This window comes from Alteromonas sp. AWJ4_199 (assembly GCF_056159165.1).
Window position 1 is genome coordinate 1,320,573 of sequence record NZ_JBSWUR010000001.1, and the last position, 18,075, is coordinate 1,338,647.

Genomic DNA, 18,075 nt, shown 5'->3' on the forward strand with positions numbered 1-18,075 from the left:
ACAGTGGAAAAATCTCTTACACAGCTCAATGCGCTTCTAAGTAAACACAAAATGCTGTTGCTTGTACTTCCATGGGTACTGTATGCCGCCTACCTTGTTCTATGGGCGGCACCACAATACGAAAGTAAAAGTCAGCTTATCGTTAAATCAAGCGATGGCGGCAGCAGCTTTGACCCATCTTCCCTATTGATGGCTGCTGGTGTTTCTGGTGCATCAGGCGGCACAGAAAGTCAGCTTGTAGAAGCTTATATTCAATCTGCCGATATGATTAAGTATCTAGATGAGACTATTGGCCTTCGAGAGCATTACATGTCAGACAAAGCTGATATGTTTAGCGGCCTGTCGTCTTCTCATAAGCAAGAAGACTTTTACCAGTTTTACTTAAATCATATTGAGGTAAGCGTCGATTCAGCATCTTCAGTAATTAGCCTGCGTACCCGAGCTTTTGACGCAGAATATGCGCAAATAATCAACCAGGCAATTGTTGATAAGGCGGAAGAGTTTATCAACAACATCAATAACAACTTGGCGAAATCAAAGCTCACTTTTGCCAAAGGTGAACACGAGATTGTTGAACAAAAGCTTCAGCAAGCAAAGACGGAAATTTTAGGTTTTCAATCTAAATACAACGTACTTGACCCTACAGCTGAAGGCGCGGCGTTTCAGCAGATTGCTTTTTCATTAGAAGCAACCCTTGCCCAGAAAAAAGCTGAGCTAAGTACCATGTCCACTATGATGTCTAACGTCGCACCTGAAGTGATAAACATCAAGCGTGAAATAGCTGCACTTCAAAAAGAAGTCGAAAAGCAGAAAGAGCGCATTAGTACAGCTGAAGGAGAAAGTGAAGCTCTGTCAGTCAGTGAACTTATGGCCCAATACAGCAACCTTCAGGTTCAGCTTCAGTTGGCTATTCAAGCGTATTCTTCATCGCTTATCACCCTTGAAAACGCGCGCGTAGAGGCATATCAAAAATTGCAACACTTGGTAACCGTAGAATCACCTACCCTTCCCGATGATAATGCTTACCCCACAGTTATCTATAACCTGGTTCTTTTCGGTGTCTCATTGCTGCTTATTTACGGCATCGTAAGAATTGTAGTGGCTACTATCCGCGAGCTTTAGTACCTCCATAAGTTCAACGAGCAAACAATTCAATCGACTAAGTCGTTCAAGACTTAGTCGATTGACAACGCTTTAATGAAGTTTGTCGCCCAAATCTTGTGTCTTTGAGCAAGCTCTAGTATAAGAAGCTATCCGCCTTACGGACTACTATCAAAGAGCCTATCCTATAAGTGCTCTACAATAACAACCATAAGCAATATGGAATTAAAATATAATTATGAAATCATCTAACGATACGAGCTTTTTTGGCCATCCAGGGGGCCTAAGAACGCTATTCTTTACAGAAATGTGGGAGCGCATGAGTTACTACGGCATGCGCGCGCTACTTGTTCTTTTCATGACAGCAAGCTTACAAACCCAAGGGTTAGGTTTTACCGTTGCAACGGCTGGCGCTATCTACGGCCTATACACTGGCGCGGTATACTTTTTAGGGTTGCCAGGTGGTTGGCTAGCTGACCGCTTGATTGGTGGTAAGAACGCCGTATGGTACGGCGGCATTATCATCTTCGCAGGTCACGTAGTGCTTGCTATAGACTTACAAAACCTATTTTTCGTGGGTCTTATTCTTGTCGCTTCGGGCACAGGCTTACTTAAACCCAATATTTCAGCCATGGTTGGTCAGCAATATGGTGAGGATGATGGCCGTCGTGACAGTGGCTATGCGCTGTATTACATGGGTATTAACATTGGCTCTCTTATCGCCTACCTAGTGACTGGTTATTTACAGGAAAACTGGGGCTGGCACTATGCATTCGGTGCCGCAGCCATCGGTATGGCTATTGGCCTAATTCAATATTACTTCAGCAACCGTTCGCTTTCGGCTGACTCTGTTGCGCCAGCAAACCCATATCAAGGCGCGGCTAAACAGCGTGCATGGATGGGCGTATGGGCAGTAGTTGCACTCGCAGTTGTGGTAATTGTACTTGCGCACATGGGTACCATCGTTATTGAGCCTGTTGCCCTTGCTCAACAGGTTGCCGTTGCCTTTACGGTCATCTTCTTCCTTTATTTCGGCTTTATTTATTTTAAAGGCCAACTAAGCGACAACGAGAAGAAGCGTATGTGGGCGCTGTTCTTGGTGTGCGTTGCGTCAGCCTGTTTCTGGTCTGGTTTTGAGCAAGCAGGCTCTTCGTTAAACCTATTTGCGCAGAACTATACCGACCGTGTACTTGAAAGCGGTTCGCTTATTACTTCTCTGTTCGGAATGGATGCAATTCCAACCGTATGGTTCCAGCTTTCAAACTCGCTATTCATTATCATTTTGTCGCCATTCTTCGCCGCCCTTTGGATTAACCTTGCTAAGCGAATGATCGACCCGTCGTACACCATAAAGTGTGCTATTGGTATCGTTATTATGGCATCGGGCTTTTTGGTAATGTTTATGGCGTCACAATACGCTGCTCAAGGCCTCAAAGTTGCGCCTATGTGGCTTGTTACAACCTACTTCTTACACACTGTTGGTGAGCTTTGCTTAAGCCCAGTTGCACTAAGCGCCGTAAGTAAGCTATCGCCTAAACGTTTTGCGGGGCAAATGATGGGTGTGTTTGTACTAACCTACTCTATCGGTAACATTATTGCGGGCTTGCTTTCTGGTAACTTTGATCCAGAGAAGGTTGAGCAAATGCCTGACCTGTACCTTCAAATTGCTTTATTTAGCATTGCCATCGCTATCGTGATTGGTTTAATGAGCTTTAAATCTCGTTTCTGGGAAAAAGCAGGTATTGAAGAAAAGGCGTAATTTATTATTAGCATGTTTTAAGTGCTGACCAATTACCCTACAATAACCGCCGCAACGTAACGTTCCGGCGGTTTTTTATTTAAGGTTTCGAAATAAAGGCTTAGAGCAAACCAATGAAGTTTTATTTTTCTACAAGAGACATTCCTGCCTTACAAGGTCTTTCTTTAACAGAGCGCGTTAAGTTGCTCGACAAGGCAGCAAAACGGCTTACTGTTCCAGAAAAGACCTTGCTGAATGTTCTAAAGCTACTTGTTATCGTGCCTGTGTTTGCACTTATTCTTCAAACCGCATCAAATTGGACCTCGTTACTCTGGGCTTTTGTGGTATTTTTATTTTATCCATTGGTTATAAAACCTTTTCAATATTCCATCTGCGCTAAATACATTGCGCAACCGTCTAGCAAGGAGAATGCATGAAGACCATCCTAGTCACTGGTGGTGCAGGCTATATAGGTAGCCACACAGTTCTACAGTTACTTGAACAAAACTACGGCGTTGTCGTACTCGACAACCTAGCAAATTCAAGTGCTGAATCGTTGCGTCGTGTGGAAGCACTAACGGGCAAGTCGGTGACATTTGTGCAAGGCGATATTCGCGACACTGCTGTTTTAGATGACATCTTCAGCGAGCATAATATTTATGCTGTTATTCACTTTGCCGGTTTAAAAGCCGTTGGCGAATCTGTACAAAAGCCACTGTCATACTATGAAAACAACGTGTATGGCACGCTAACGCTATGTAAAGCTATGCAGAAGCACAATGTGAAGAACATCGTATTTAGCTCATCTGCTACGGTTTACGGCGACCCAGCATCGCTACCGCTACGCGAAGACATGGCCACAGGGCAACCGACCAATCCTTACGGTATGTCAAAGCTGATGGTTGAACATATGCTTAGCGATCTTTACGTGTCGGACAATGAATGGAACATAGTATTGCTTCGCTACTTCAATCCAGTTGGCGCGCATAAGTCTGGTCAAATTGGCGAAGATCCTAACGGTATTCCGAACAACTTAATGCCTTATATCTCTCAGGTTGCTACCGGAAAACTAGAGCAGCTAAGCGTGTTTGGTGATGATTACGATACCGTTGATGGCACTGGCGTTCGTGACTACATCCATGTTGTAGACCTTGCCAACGGTCACTTAAAAGCACTTGATCGCCTGAATCTCAACATGGGCTTAGACAAATACAATCTGGGTACAGGTCAGGGCTATTCAGTCATCGAAATGATCAAAGCTTTCGAAAAAGGCTCGGGTAAAACCGTATCCTATAAGATTGCACCGCGTAGAAGCGGCGATGTGGCAGCCTGTTATGCCGACCCAACAAAAGCTGCTACAGAGCTCAACTGGCATGCTGAAAAAGGTTTAGAAGACATGTGTGCAGACACATGGAACTGGCAGTCGCAAAACCCGATGGGCTACCCAAAGGACTAGCTTGTTATTTGAACGCTCCCAATAGGCTTGTTCACAGACCAATAATAACAAAGCCATGCTGTAGAGCATGGCTTTTTTGTTTGAGCATATATAGCTAGGGTAACGTTGAAGTTGAGATTAGATAACAATAAATAAACTCGGCTCCGAACTTTATCCAACTTCGTTCTATTTATTACTCTACTCTCTATTTGCCGTCTTTCGACTTGAAGTCTTTTTCGTTTAGCTTAGCTTTCTCACTGACATCAGCTGACGTATCTTGTGAATCTGTAGGCTCATCAACCGCTTCTTCTGACGCTTCTTCATAGCTATCAAAGTCATTGCCTTCCAGCATAGCTTCAAAATCAGCAAAGTCATCTAGCTGCTCTTCATCTATCGCTTTGTCACCACTTTTGCCATCAGTAACGCGGAATTCTAGATTCTCAAAATAAGCATTTTTTACGAAAGCATAATCGTCAACCGATTGCTCAAGCTGCGCTTCCTGGTCAAGTAATTGCGCTCTTGTTTCCAATACTGAAATACCAATACGAGCAAAGTTTACAGAACCTTCAAGCAACGACATGGGGAAAGCAAACCCGTCAACATAGTCGCCGGTAAAGCTTCGCGGATCGCTTGGGCCTAAAAAGGGCAGCATTAAGAAAGGCCCAGTATCTAATCCCCATACAGCCAGTGTCTCGCCAAACTGCTCACGTTTACGCTCAATGCCAATTTTTGACGCGACATCAAACGTGCCAACTAACCCTACTGTGGTGTTAATTAAAAAGCGAGCCAAGCTATCTAAGCCATCATCAACCTTGCCTTGAAACATATTATTTAAAAAGTTCGCAGGCTCTTGTAGGTTGTCCGTGATGTTCACCAAACCAGTTCGCGCAGGCTGAGGCATCACAGTCACGTAGGTAACTGTAATAGGGCGCAAGATGTAGGCATCCAATACATCCCAGTTGAAGTCCCAAATCTCACGGTTAACCGGTTCAAGTGGATCCCGTGGGTCCGATGTGTCCACTACAGCAGCATTTGACTTAGCCTCCTGCGATTGAGGCTGCGCATTGTTGGTCGCACAGCCACCTAGAAAACCTGCGGCAATAATCAACCCGGTCGCGAGTGATTTAGACAAGTCCATACTTATAATTCCTTATCAATAATAATGCTTAGTGAAGATAGCTGATTGGCAGCAACGCTTGCATTCACACTTCCCTGCCATTCTCCCTGAGCTACCGCCACATTACCATCTTCCGATAGCCTTGCGGTAACCACTACATTAGAAAGGGTAGCAAGTGTAAATTGTGGCATCATAGCGTTTTCGGTAGTTAATGTTACAGAAACCGGAAAGTCACCTATTGGCAACTTAACCACTGCAGCAGGCATTCTATTATCTGAGTTGGCATCTTGAGCAAACACAATTAAAAAGCCTTCTTTAGGCGCGTTTGCTTTAGCGTTATCGGACAAATTAACGGTGATAGTAAAACCAGTAACGGCCTCCTTGTTATCGCCTTGTACATCCGTCTCACCCGTAGGTTCTGCATTAAAGCTTTGCAACGCTACCATTTCGCTGGTATTTCCTTCTAGCTCTTTTATACGCGCAACTAAACGCTGCGCCATGTCGCTATCTGCTGGTAACTTACCTTCTACTTGCTGATAAAAACGCTGCGTATTTCGAAGGTCGCCAAGTTGAGCCGACACCACTGCCATCATAAGCGCGAGATTATCATTCTCAGGGTTATCATTAAGCAAGCCTAATAAGATAGATTGCGCACGTTCCAAGTTATTTACGTCACCTGTGGTCATTAAAGCCTGAGCAAGCGTAATACGATTAGCTGAATTAGAAGGTGCTAAGCTCACGGCTTTATCAATAGCTTCAATTGCCTGCACTTCTTGCCCGACACTCAGCATCAATCTGCCGAAATACATCCAGCCTGTATCGTCTTCAGGCTCTTCTCGCAAACGCTGGCGTATAGCTAAGGCAAGGCTTGCGATATCTTGCTGAGTTAAATTATTCGCGTTACCGCTTGCGAGTTGCTGACTCAACTCGGGTAGCGCCTCAATAGACTGCTGGGCTTTCGCAACACGTTCCATTTGGTTAACTTGCGAATACACAATTGCTCCGCATACCACGGCAATTAGACCACCTATTGCCAGCGGCAATTTAGCATTACCCGTTTTATGAGATTGAAATGCACTTTCATCCACTAGTGCCAGTTTAAGCTCATCAACCGCTTGGCGCTTGTCGTGCTCGCTAATAAGCCCTTCTTGCACTTCACGGTCAAGTTCGGCAAGGCGCTGCCTAACAATTTGCGTATTGCTTAAACTGTCTTGTTTTGCGTGGTTTTTATTACGCAACCATGGGAAAGCGATAATTAAAAGAACAAGCGTGATCAAGCCTGAAACAATGATATAAAACTCAGACCAACTCATTCTTTTTCTCGCTCCAACATTTCATCTGCTTTGGCTAACTTAGCGGCCATATCTTCTGGTGGTGTTACCGATTTGCGGCGAATCACCACAATTAGGGCAATAAAAATAAACAAAACAGGACCAGCCCAAAGCCACAAGGTCGCAGCCGTAACCGGCGGTTGATAATGCACAAAATCGCCATAGCGCGACTTCATAAAATCAATCACCTCCTGCTCTGTTTTGCCTTGCTTTAATAGTGCGTATACTTTTCGGCGCATGTCGTGCGCAATCATAGCGTCGCTATCAGCAATATTCTGGTTTTGACACATAGGGCAACGCAGTTCAGCGGTAAGTTTTAGAAAGCTCTCACGTTGTGCTGAAGTGTCGAAGGTAAATTTATCTTCCGCGGCGTGTACCGAGAAAGGGCCAATTACCAGCAAAAGGGCAAAAAAACTAGACACTAGCGTTTTGAAAACGGAAAATTTGAAAGTTAAATTGTCAGCAACACGTACATCTGAATCAACCTCATAGGCTCCACAAGGTATATGAGTAGTATTTCTAGCTAACATCCTTACTCACCTCCTTGAGCACTTTGGGCGTCACTCATTACAGCATCAACGTCCACTTTCCTATCTTTACTAACTTTGCCAGACGCTTCGGCAACTAGCTTATCGTAAAGCGGCCCAACTTTTGAATTCCAAACACGCTCGTTAATATCGCCTATGTGGTGCATACGAATAATGCCTTCAGCGTCGATAACAAAGTGTTCTGGCGCTCCTGTTACGCCAAGGTCGAGCGACGTATCGCGATAGACATCAAAAATATTATACGCGTAAGGGTTACCGTAACGGCTGAGCATGTCGGTAACTTCTTGCTGAACACGGCTCAGTGTTTTTGTGCCAAAGTCTGGGTCTAAGTCCTGATCGAAATACAAACCCACAATGTGAACGTTTTGTTCGTTCTTTAGCTGAGTAAGGTACGGCATCTCAACAGCGCATGTCACGCACCATACACCCCATACATTTAAGATAGTCACCTTTCCTTTTAAATCTTCTGGGGTATAGGTGATACCTGGCTGCATAAGATCTGGCAGTGAGAATGCAGGTAACGTCTTATCCTGAACCTGAGAATCCAGCTCTCTAGGGTCAGAAAAAAGCCCTTTGAATAAGAAAATAACCAGCAAAGAAAACAGCACCAATGGAATGGCAACAAGTGGAGCTTTTTTCATTATGCGCCTCCTTTCACTGACGTATTTGATGGAGTGGATACTTGACCATGAAATTGCTCTTCGTCGTTTTCACCTTTGCCACCAAACACTCGCTTAATCTTTTTCACCTTTGCCATACGATAACGCTTGTCGCTAATGGAGAAAATACCGCCTGTAGCCATAACCACTGCACCCGCCCATAGCCAGATGACAAATGGCTTAATATAAATTCGGATGGCCCATGCGCCATTGTCTAACGGTTCACCCATAGCAATAAATAAGTCTCGTGCTAGGTTTGAATGGATAGCCGCTTCTGTCATTGGCATGCGCTGAACAATATACAAACGTTTCTCAGGCTCTAAATGCGCTATTTGTTCGCCGTTTTTATAAACGTCGAATACGCCTTTGTCCGCTTCAAAGTTCGGGCCTTGTACTTTACGTACGTCTTTGAAGGTAAAATCATAACCACCTAGAGAAACCGTATCGCCAATGTCCATGCGCACATCCCGCTCCATTTCGTAGTTTGAAACAAGGGTAATACCGATGATACAAACAGCGAAGCCCACATGCCCTAACACCATGCCCCAGTGGCTTGGCGTAAGTTTGCGAAGTTTAGCTATTACTGATGCATCATCAGAGTTAGTTGAAGGCATCGCTGATAAACGCTGCATGACTTCTTGCACGGTGGTGACGAGGATCCAAAACACTAAAACCATGCCCAACACACCCATGTAAGTTGGCTCGTCGTAGGCAAAGTTCACTAGTACACCTGCGCTTAGCGCAATTCCACCTGCAACCAACAGTTGTTTTTGCAGTTCGCTGGCTTTTTGCTGCTTCCAACGCGTTAGCGGACCAAGCCCTAGCATCAATACAAAGGGCACAATCAACAAGGTGAACATTTGGTTAAAGAACGGAGCGCCTACGGAAATACTGCCCAAGCCTAACTCTTTGTGAACAAGAGGCAGTAGCGTACCGAGAAGAACAACTAATGTTGCTGCACACAGAAAGACATTATTACCCATTAACAACACTTCACGGGAAAACGCTTGATAGCGGCCTGGGCTTTTAAGTGAAGCTGCACGCATAGCGTAAAGCAGCAAGCCAAAGCCACTAAGCACAATCAATATGCCTAAAATGAACAAGCCTCGGGTAGGGTCGCTTGCAAACGAGTGCACCGAAACAATCACCCCTGAGCGTACTAAGAAAGTGCCTAGCAAACTCAAACTAAATGCAGCAATAGCAAGCAGTACGGTCCATGACTTAAACGCCTTTCGCTTTTCGGTTACGGCAAGCGAATGCATAAGCGCAGTACCGACCAACCAAGGCATGAAAGAGGCATTCTCTACTGGGTCCCAGAACCACCAGCCGCCCCAGCCAAGTTCGTAATACGCCCACCAGCTACCTAGTGCAATGCCCACTGTGAGAAACGCCCAGGCAGAAATAACCCAAGGCCTTGACCAACGCGCCCAGGTTGAATCTAACTGACCAGAAATAAGCGCCGAAATAGCAAACGCGAAAGCGACAGAAAAGCCTACGTAGCCCATATAAAGCATAGGCGGGTGAATGATCATGCCAAAATCTTGCAGCAGCGGATTAAGATCTCGCCCGTCTACAGGGAAAAACGGCAGCATGCTATTAAAAGGGTTTGAAGTAAGCAGCATAAACAAGTAAAAACCAATACCTACCATGCCTAATACCGACAGTACTCTAGCGACCATAGCAAGTGGAATACCCTTGCTGAATATCGCTACAGCCACGGTCCAGATTGAAAGCATCAGTACCCACAGAAGGAAAGAGCCTTCATGACCACCCCATACAGCGGTAATTTTATAGTAAATAGGAAGCCGGCTATTTGAGTGCTGCGCAACGTAAGCCACACTGAAATCATCGGTTACGAACGCATAGGTCAAGCACACATAGGCAATAAGCGTAAACGTAAACAAGCCAATGGCTAACGGTTTGGCGGTAGCCATTAACGTTTCATGCTGACGATGCGCCCCCCATAGAGGATAAACGGCTAATAAAATAGACAATACCAACGCTAACGTTAGCGCTATATTTCCAATCTCAGGCACCATAAATTATTTGCCTCCAGTGCCGTTAGACGACTCGTAGGAAGGCATATTGTCAGGTTTAACGTGTTTAATACCCTTCATTTTTTCTGCCAGCTCAGGTGGCATGTATTCTTCATCGTGCTTCGCCAGCACTTCCTGCGCTTTAATGTTGCTTGCACCAGTGAGTACTCCTGTTGCCACAATGCCTTGACCTTCGCGGAACAAATCAGGCAGGATACCGGTATAGGTTACGGTAACCGTTGGGCCAGTATCGATAAGGTCAAAGCTCACCGCTAAGCTTTCTTGATCCCTTTTCACACTACCTGGTACCACCATACCGCCTATACGAAGACGCTGGCCGACCTGTGGTTTCTGGCCGTTTTTACCTTCAATAATTTCGCTGGGCGTATAAAAAAGGTCAATACTGTCGTTTAGAGCGTAAAGCATCAATCCAATTGCACTTACTACTAAAAAACCGATAATTCCTACTACGGTCAATCGCTGCTTTCGTCTCGGGTTCATGCAATTCTCACTTCGAAAAAACTAATAAACGATAAAAACGCAAATGAATGCTAAGTTCACTTTTCGCATTAACACTACATGCTGTCTTGCTGTTGTTGTCGCGCTTTTTTAATTCGCGCTTTGCGCTCTTGTTCCACTACAACCTGCTTTAAGAGGGTGCTGTGCTTAATAAAACTCTGAATGGCGATAATGCCCATTGCTAAGAAGGTAACGCCAAACGAAAGCCATACATAAAATGCATAGCCGCCCATATTTAAAAAATCGGCAAAGGAGTCAAACTGCATGTTAACTGCCCTCTTTTAAATTGACGTTAGGTGAGCCATTGGTCTGTTTCGACACTTTCGCTGTTGCCAAGGCTTGTACCCAAGGTCTGTGCAACTCTCGCAACACGATTTCATTACGTAAACGCACTGTCGTTACCGCGCCGATAAAAAGCGCGAAACCCAGCAAGTTGATTAACAGCGGCCACAGCATTTCAGGAGCAATCGAAGGATTGTCGAACTTACTAATGGTCGCACCTTGGTGCAACGTGTTCCACCACTCTACCGAGTAGTGGATAATGGGGATATTTACTACGCCTACAAGCGCCATTACACCCGCGGCTTTTCCCGCCTGTTGCTTATCTTCAAACGCACCGTAAAGTGCAATCACGCCCATGTACAAGAAAAGCAGAATAAGCTCTGAAGTTAGGCGTGCATCCCACACCCACCAAGCGCCCCACATTGGCTTGCCCCAGGCGGCGCCGGTGAACAGAGCGACAAACGTCATTACTGCACCAACTGGCGCCATAGCAATCATGCTCATATAGGCAGTGCGCCACTGCCACACCATTCCCACCAAGGCAGCAATCGCCATGGCTACATAAGTGCCCATAGACAAAATGGCGCTAGGTACATGAATGTAAATAATTCTGAATGAATCGCCTTGTTGATAATCTTGAGGCGCAAATGCCAGCCCCCACACGGTACCTATGCTTAAACACACTAAAGCACCAACCCAAAACCAAGGCTGTAAAGTTAAACAAAGCTGGTAGGCTCGCTCTGTTTTTGCGTAGGGGTGTAACCACTTCCACATTAGTTTTGACTCACTTTTAAAGAATACGCGATGGCAAACGGTGCCAATGCCGCAGCCAATAAAAGCATGGCGGCAATAATAGCAAGTTGCGCATGATAAGGTAATTGCAGTGCGGCAGAATCCACAGCCGACGTGGCAAATATCAGTAACGGTATAAAGACAGGGATAAGAAGCAGTGCCAACAACACCCCGCCTTTTTGCAATCCAACGGTAAGCCCTACCGCAATAGCACCGATTAAGGACAGTAATGGCGTGCCCAATAACAAGGTTAAGACAAGGGCGATATACATATCGACCGTTAAATTCAAAAACATGGCTAATAGCGGAGATAAGAGCAATAACGGCACGAAGCTAACCAGCCAATGGGCAGCCACTTTCACTGCGCTCACCGCCGACAACGCCATACCAGAAAGCATATACTGCTCTAGCGACCCATCTTGAAAGTCATCGCGAAACAACCTTTCCATCGCCATGAGCGATGACAAAATCGCCGCAATCCATATTACCCCCGGTCCAATGCGCTGAAGGGTGTCGGGAGACGGGCTTACACCTAAAGGAAATAAGGTTACCACCATTAGTAAAAACATTAGTGGCTGCACCAATTCCGCTTTTTGCTTGAACGCAATGTGCATATCGCGTTTAAAAATACCTTGATAAAGTGACATTAAAAGCGGTACTCCAAATCGAATACACGGTGTTTCCCTGCAGTTTCTGACAGGGGTTGATGCGAAGTAGTAATAATAAGACCGCCTCGACCAACGTGCTCATTCATACTTTTTTCAAGCATGTGAACCCCTTTTACATCAAGCGCTGTGAACGGTTCGTCCAGAATCCACACCTTTGCTGGCTTAAGCCATAACCTTGATAGCGCAACACGCCGCTGTTGTCCTGCCGATAAATACCTAACAGGCACATCTTCAAGCCCCACTAATCCCACTTTTTCTAATACGTCAAAAAGCGTGTTAACGGGCACTGATACATTGTGCTGAGCTAGCCAAAACGATAGATTGTCTAGGGCAGAAAGACTGCCGTTAGTACCGCTTTTGTGCCCCAAATAGAAAAGATCGCGGTAATAGCCGGTTTTGTCTTCGGAAATGTTTACACCGTTATATAAAGCGGCGCCCGACTCAGGTGCACTCAAGCCAGTTAATATGCGAAGTAAGCTGGTTTTCCCAGCACCGTTAGGACCGCGTAAATACAGCAACTCACCGGGTTCGACAACCAGTGAAAGCCCTTCAAAAAGGGTTCTATCTCGTTTGCTGCAGGTTAATCCGCGCGCCTCTAACACTACTTGGCTACTCCAACCTTAAAAAGAGGTTCTAAAAAATGGCGCTAGTCTACCACATGAACGCTTTTTCGCAGTCGCGAATTCCAATTAAATATGATTTACTTCAATGACAAAGGCATTTTTCCTGACAGCCATCCGTCGTGAGTAAGCGTTGCCCAGCTGCCTAAAAGATGAATTCTTTTGCTTCATCTCATCGACAGGCCCAATAACGAAACTTCCAAACAGAGCTTTGCTATACTCAAATAAGTAAGGAAAAGCGCGACATTGCCGATATCTCAATTATGACAACACCACTATCATCTCTATTGGCATCCGCTTTATCATCTTCAGATTCCACTACTCAAGGTGCGAGTCGAGGAGCAATGCCTGTTCTAAGCAATACCGCGTTGTCGCAGGCTGCTGCGTTAGACAATGCCGCTAAAGTGATAGTTGAACGCTTGCCTGAACGAGTGCTGTCGATATCAATAACATCGAGTAATGCATCGTCAAATTTAGCGCCGTCGGCGGCCCAAGTATTGAACGTTGTCTTGCCCGCAGATGTCAGCGCCAAGCTTTCCAACCAACCGATTAATAATGCACAGCTTGCACTTTTGCCTAATACCTCTGACCAGGTCTCAAACCCAGAAGCGAAAAGTGTTCAAAATGCTTCTCAGAGTCTGTTAGGCGCTCAGTCTGCAATGCTCCTTTCTACAAGTTTGTCTCAACAAAGCGCGTCATTGTCAGCGCCCGATAAAGCTGAACTACTGAAAGCCGTGGCACAAGCGCTTGCTGCAAATAACGCCGCCGTTACGCTTAAAGGTCAACTGTCTATTTCTACAAAGAGTGAAAACTTCGGGCAACTCTTGCTCACCACGGTTAAAAACGAGGTTGTTCCCCTAACAGACATAAACACTGAAAAGCTGGATAGCACGGCTAAAGCAGCGTTTCAAAAGCTAGTTGGACAGCAGGTTGTAATAGGGCTAAGCCGAGCAAACAACGGTGGAATCGCTCTGCAAATTTCTCAAGGTTTGTCCAATCAAAGCACAGATCCATTAGCCAACCACAATCAGTTGATCGCCATAACCCATAAAAATGTAAGTACCAACTTACAACAACAGCTTATTTCCAGCTCGCTCAAGCAAGGTGGCGTAGCCGTTGAGCATAACTTGAGTAACCCGCCTCAACTTAACGCGCTGCTAAAAAGTTCTGGTGCCGACACTAACGCGATAAAAGTGCTTTCTGCGTTGACCTTAACCGACAACAAGCTCTCGATTCGTACATCACAACAAGGCGCGGTATTACAAATTGATCTACCTCAGAGCAAGAACCCTTACCTTGCAGCCCCGACTCTGACACAGGAACAGGTAAATAAACTTAACCTTTCGACACTACCAAAAGCGGCAGCGAAAGGGCTAGAAGCCATCGTTGGCAATAGCGCTAGCTTACCCTCGTATTCCCCACCAAACGCTAAAACTGAAATTCCAACATCGCTTAAAGGGACAGATGTTCACAATGCAATCACTGCACTTTCTCGAGTATTACTGAGTCAAACAGGCAGTACCAACCAAGCACTAAATCAACTTATAGCTATTGTGGAGAATGAAAAATTATTGCCCAGCCAGGGGGCGCCCAAAACACATGAAGCCCACCACTTTGATAAAATTTTGCAGCACCTAAAAGGCCTTGATGCACTCAACGCAAAGCCTTCTCAAACCAAGGTATCCAACGGCGAGTTTATTGGCCCGCCCAAGCCATCTAATGAACAACTGCTTGCAACAGCAAAAGCTATATTTACTGAAGAGAAAGATGCCGCTTCAGCAGAGAATAATGGCATGCAAGGAAAAGACGGTGGGAGTAAATCCTCCCTTGTGTCACTTGCCTCTCTCGCACAAGCGTTAAGCTCACAGGCCAAAGGCTTATCAAATAGCTTACTGAGCAACATCGCTGCGCAGCTGGCTGCTGCACAAGGTAAAGGCGCAGAGATACCATCAGTGGTTTTAGATAGTCACGCCAGTTTAGCAGGGGCAAAAACAAATGAGAGCGTAACTGGCGAGAGCGAACCTGCTTTCGAGGGGGTAAAAAGCGGAACAAAGAAACTCGCGCTAGATATGAATGAACAAGGCTTGTCGCAACGCTTGCAGCAGCTGATATCCACGCAGGCACTAGTTACCACACCTATAAACTTAACCTCGCCTGTAAACGCTTCCAGCTTTGTTCAAGGGCTGGTCGCCTTAGTTCAATTGGCTCTAGCGGGTCGCGCCATGCAGCGTCAGCCTAACTTAAAAGCGCAAATAGACGCGCCCGACTCTATCGTTTCAAAAACGTTGGCGAATATGGGGGTAACCGCTCAACCAAGTCGTGTTAGCCAAGACATCCACCAGCTAGACAGCCGACAACAGGTTCTTTCTCAACTTAAAACGCTGTTAAGTAGTCACCAACAAAACAAAATTGCTAATGTGGATAGCCGTATTCAAGGACAAGATAGTTTTTATTACATTTTGCCATCGCTTTCACAGCACCACAGTCCGCCAGAACTCTTTATAAAACGAGAGCAAAATGGGCAGAACAACAAGCACGCACAAACAGGCGAGCGTTCTCTTTGGAATATCACGATGAAACTGGATATTGGTGACAGTGGACAAGTGTTGGCAAAATCTAAAATTGATAAAAGCACCATTACTTTAGACTTTTATGCCTCAAGCGATGAGGTACTTAAACGTATCGGAGACACCCTACCCTATTTACATAAACGTCTTACTTCGCTCGGTCTGGTTGTTGAAAACACCAGCTACCAACGGGGACACATACCTGAGTCATTAAGCTCACGCCCTCATCAGATCTTTGAAACTAGGGTATAGGTAGAAGGAGTATGACTGATTCTCAAAAGACAAAACGCGCCATCGGCCTAAAATATGATGGCGGCGATAAGAAAAACGCCCCTAAAGTGGTTGCGAAAGGCTATGGAGATTTGGCAGAAGCCATTATAGCCATGGCTGAAGAAACCGGGATATTAATTCACGAAGACCCTTACTTAAGCGAAATCCTCGCGACCCTCGATGTGGGCCAAGATATCCCTGAATCGCTTTATTATGTGATTGCCGAGTTGCTGGCTTACTCTTATGTCCTTCAAGGAAAAATCCCTCCCGGTTGGGAGGGAATTATCAAACGTATCGACTTTGAAGTTTAAAATGGGCCGTCTAAAGGCGCGCCATGCAACCACTGGGTATGGTACAGGTTATTTCCTCTTAAATAATACACATGGTCACCGTGCAACAAGCTTCTATCTTCGTAGCTTCCATAATAATTTTCATCGTCAGAGTTTTCATCAGGGTTAAGATTCACGCTATCGACAATTGTGAGCGTGCGTTCATCGCTATCAACTTCAAGCATATGAAGCGCATATTGTAACGCCCAATATTCTCCATCAGCAGACCATGATTCCGACGGTAGAGCAAAACGATAACCTTGCTCTGTTTTAAGCACTGAAAGTGCACGATGGTCATACTCTACAGGCGTAAACGTATCAGCCCATACAAATTCCTGAAGTAAAATCGGGTTTTGCGGATCTAATACGTCAAACAAGCTTACTTTCATTCCTTCCTCAACAGGCGTGGAGGCGGGCTGCCCACCGGGCATTGGAATGTTGTCTACATTAATCTGTTGGCCAACACCTAGTAACATCCCATTTTCCATCGGATGTAAGTGACTTGAAAAACCAGGAATACTTAATTCGCCTTGAACTACGGGCGCCTCTACCGCAGTCAAATCAATAACATACAAAGGGTCAATGCGCTCAAAGGTAACTATGTACGCTTTATCTTCATAAAAGCGAACTGCATAAATGTCTTCTCCTAGTTTTCCTATAGGTGCTGGCGCATCACTATTAGGTAAGGTAGCAACTTCAACTAACTTGCTTCCCTGCTGCTGAAGTACATGAAGATAGTGCTTTGGACTTCCATCCCACAACCCTTCAGATGTCACAGACACAAAGTGATCATCTTTTTCAGCCATTTTAAATTGCGGTGCACTATTCCAGCCGAATATCCCGTTCACGTTTCCTGATGCTTCATAGGTAATGTCATCTTTAAATGACACTTTGTGAAACACAGTGTCGTTATATTGCTGAGCGTACAAATATAAGTTTTCATTCGACATAAATAGGCCGTGAGCTTCAACAACCATACACATTGCCGAGTAGTTTGCTGGCGACGCCATGTTTATCTTTAGAACACTTACCATCTGCACATGGCCATTTTTCGACGTAGCATTGTCAGGCAATAGACACGAATTAATGTCGTATAAGGGTAAGGTTTGAGCATTAATTGTAATTTGAGGCGTTAAGTCTGCATTATCTATTGATAACAAATGGTTAAAGTAATTAAGCAGGCTGTTATTACTGCTATTCACTGCTGGCAAGTTGTCAACATACGGTACGTACTGGAGCGCCAAATACAAATCGTCACCTATACGTCTTGAGTCTATCAAGCCGCCGTCTACCTGAATCTTATACGCCACTTCTGGAGACTCAGGCAAGGTAACATCGACAATATCAATACCTGTGTCGTTATCAGGGTGACCCCAAGGACTTGATGCATCAACAGCGCTTTCCATTGGATAATAATTAAAAGAACGTGTGATCACACCAAGGTTAGCATCGTGTAAATACATTCCAGAGACTTCGGTTCCAGAGTTAATTGGAATGTCAGTAATCGCATTGAGAGAGAAGTCGGCATTACGCTTGTAAATACTTACACTATTACTACTGTCTGACTGACCATTTTGTATCGATACATACTCTTCAGTAGGTAGCTTCGCCACATACATATAATCGCCGTCATACTCAACTCTATCAGCTTCATCAACACCTCTAATTTGTACATTCGTTGATGAGAAGGTTGGGATTGGAGTTGGAGCTGCTGCATCTGAACCTGCGTTGTCAGACTCTGATAACCCTTGTGTTCCTAGTATGTATAAACCGTTTTTAATGTACATATCTGCATTTATAGCCGCAGACTGAACCAGTGTTGCGCTTGAAGACGGGGTTAATGAAAGTTGAGGCGCTTGATTTTCGAAGTTTTCTGAATCGCTACCGTTGCTGCACGCGGTAATAACGCAAGTTGAAAAAATTAACATCGCCATACACTTTGATATTCTGTCTATTCCACTTATAGGTTCCATGTTTCTTTTCCTAGTTTGTTGAAACTCTGAAACTCATAATAAGTGCAGTATGAAAATCATTCAGATCCAAACTGAATATAAATGTGACAA

General features: G+C 45.0%; 17 protein-coding genes. 6 read left to right on the forward strand and 11 right to left on the reverse strand.

Going from position 1 to position 18,075, the window contains the following annotated elements:
* Window positions 1-3 precede the first annotated feature (3 nt).
* The 4 genes from ACXAER_RS05770 to galE all read left to right on the forward strand — a co-directional run bounded on the left by ACXAER_RS05770 (window position 4) and on the right by galE (window position 4,295).
* A complete protein-coding gene (locus ACXAER_RS05770) occupies window positions 4-1,122 on the forward strand; it encodes a KpsE/RkpR family capsule polysaccharide export protein (RefSeq protein WP_474827432.1) in 1,119 nt (372 codons plus the stop codon).
* 217 nt (window positions 1,123-1,339) lie between these two features.
* Complete coding sequence (locus ACXAER_RS05775) at window positions 1,340-2,860, forward strand: peptide MFS transporter (protein ID WP_474827434.1); 1,521 nt, start codon at window positions 1,340-1,342, stop codon at window positions 2,858-2,860.
* Window positions 2,861-2,973: 113 nt separating this feature from the next.
* Window positions 2,974-3,276, forward strand: coding sequence for a DUF6170 family protein (locus tag ACXAER_RS05780; RefSeq protein WP_474827436.1), 303 nt, complete (start codon window positions 2,974-2,976; stop codon window positions 3,274-3,276).
* The gene (gene galE, locus ACXAER_RS05785) at window positions 3,273-4,295 is read left to right on the forward strand and encodes a UDP-glucose 4-epimerase GalE (RefSeq protein ID WP_474827438.1); all 1,023 of its coding nucleotides are present in this window, start codon (window positions 3,273-3,275) and stop codon (window positions 4,293-4,295) included. The genes ACXAER_RS05780 and galE overlap by 4 nt, the downstream gene beginning before the upstream one ends.
* Before the next feature lie 184 nt (window positions 4,296-4,479).
* Here the strand turns inward: galE and ACXAER_RS05790 are convergent, their stop codons facing one another.
* The 10 genes from ACXAER_RS05790 to ccmA form a co-directional block, all read right to left on the reverse strand.
* Window positions 4,480-5,412: an MlaA family lipoprotein gene (locus ACXAER_RS05790; protein ID WP_474827440.1), complete on the reverse strand. Its 933-nt coding sequence runs from the start codon at window positions 5,410-5,412 to the stop codon at window positions 4,480-4,482.
* A 2-nt stretch (window positions 5,413-5,414) separates the two neighbouring features.
* The gene (gene ccmI / locus ACXAER_RS05795) at window positions 5,415-6,704 is read right to left on the reverse strand and encodes a c-type cytochrome biogenesis protein CcmI (protein WP_474827442.1); all 1,290 of its coding nucleotides are present in this window, start codon (window positions 6,702-6,704) and stop codon (window positions 5,415-5,417) included.
* On the reverse strand, window positions 6,701-7,252 hold the full coding sequence (locus ACXAER_RS05800) for a cytochrome c-type biogenesis protein (RefSeq protein ID WP_474827444.1): 552 nt from the start codon (window positions 7,250-7,252) through the stop codon (window positions 6,701-6,703). The genes ccmI and ACXAER_RS05800 overlap by 4 nt, the downstream gene beginning before the upstream one ends.
* Before the next feature lie 2 nt (window positions 7,253-7,254).
* Entirely contained in the window at window positions 7,255-7,911 is a 657-nt protein-coding gene (locus tag ACXAER_RS05805) for a redoxin family protein (protein ID WP_474827446.1), read from the reverse strand.
* Window positions 7,911-9,968, reverse strand: a complete 2,058-nt coding sequence (locus ACXAER_RS05810; protein ID WP_474827448.1) for a heme lyase CcmF/NrfE family subunit — start codon at window positions 9,966-9,968, stop codon at window positions 7,911-7,913. The genes ACXAER_RS05805 and ACXAER_RS05810 overlap by 1 nt, the downstream gene beginning before the upstream one ends.
* A 3-nt stretch (window positions 9,969-9,971) precedes the next feature.
* Complete coding sequence (ccmE, locus tag ACXAER_RS05815; protein WP_474827450.1) at window positions 9,972-10,466, reverse strand: cytochrome c maturation protein CcmE; 495 nt, start codon at window positions 10,464-10,466, stop codon at window positions 9,972-9,974.
* A 74-nt stretch (window positions 10,467-10,540) separates the two neighbouring features.
* A complete protein-coding gene (ccmD, locus tag ACXAER_RS05820; RefSeq protein ID WP_474827452.1) occupies window positions 10,541-10,750 on the reverse strand; it encodes a heme exporter protein CcmD in 210 nt (69 codons plus the stop codon).
* 1 nt (window position 10,751) lies between these two features.
* Complete coding sequence (locus ACXAER_RS05825) at window positions 10,752-11,540, reverse strand: heme ABC transporter permease (protein ID WP_474827454.1); 789 nt, start codon at window positions 11,538-11,540, stop codon at window positions 10,752-10,754.
* Window positions 11,540-12,205: a heme exporter protein CcmB gene (ccmB, locus tag ACXAER_RS05830; protein WP_474827456.1), complete on the reverse strand. Its 666-nt coding sequence runs from the start codon at window positions 12,203-12,205 to the stop codon at window positions 11,540-11,542. The genes ACXAER_RS05825 and ccmB overlap by 1 nt, the downstream gene beginning before the upstream one ends.
* The gene (gene ccmA, locus ACXAER_RS05835; protein ID WP_474827458.1) at window positions 12,205-12,828 is read right to left on the reverse strand and encodes a cytochrome c biogenesis heme-transporting ATPase CcmA; all 624 of its coding nucleotides are present in this window, start codon (window positions 12,826-12,828) and stop codon (window positions 12,205-12,207) included. Before ccmA ends, ccmB begins: the two co-directional genes overlap by 1 nt.
* 281 nt (window positions 12,829-13,109) lie before the next feature.
* Between ccmA and ACXAER_RS05840 the strand changes: the two genes are divergently transcribed.
* Together ACXAER_RS05840 and ACXAER_RS05845 are read left to right on the forward strand one after the other, a co-directional pair.
* Window positions 13,110-15,665: a flagellar hook-length control protein FliK gene (locus ACXAER_RS05840; protein WP_474827460.1), complete on the forward strand. Its 2,556-nt coding sequence runs from the start codon at window positions 13,110-13,112 to the stop codon at window positions 15,663-15,665.
* A gap of 11 nt (window positions 15,666-15,676) precedes the next feature.
* On the forward strand, window positions 15,677-15,994 hold the full coding sequence (locus ACXAER_RS05845) for an EscU/YscU/HrcU family type III secretion system export apparatus switch protein (RefSeq protein WP_474827462.1): 318 nt from the start codon (window positions 15,677-15,679) through the stop codon (window positions 15,992-15,994).
* On the opposite strand, the gene ACXAER_RS05850 is transcribed toward ACXAER_RS05845, so the two are convergent.
* The gene (locus ACXAER_RS05850) at window positions 15,991-17,985 is read right to left on the reverse strand and encodes a beta-propeller domain-containing protein (protein ID WP_474827463.1); all 1,995 of its coding nucleotides are present in this window, start codon (window positions 17,983-17,985) and stop codon (window positions 15,991-15,993) included. The two genes, ACXAER_RS05845 and ACXAER_RS05850, sit on opposite strands and share 4 nt — an antisense overlap.
* Window positions 17,986-18,075 lie beyond the last annotated feature (90 nt).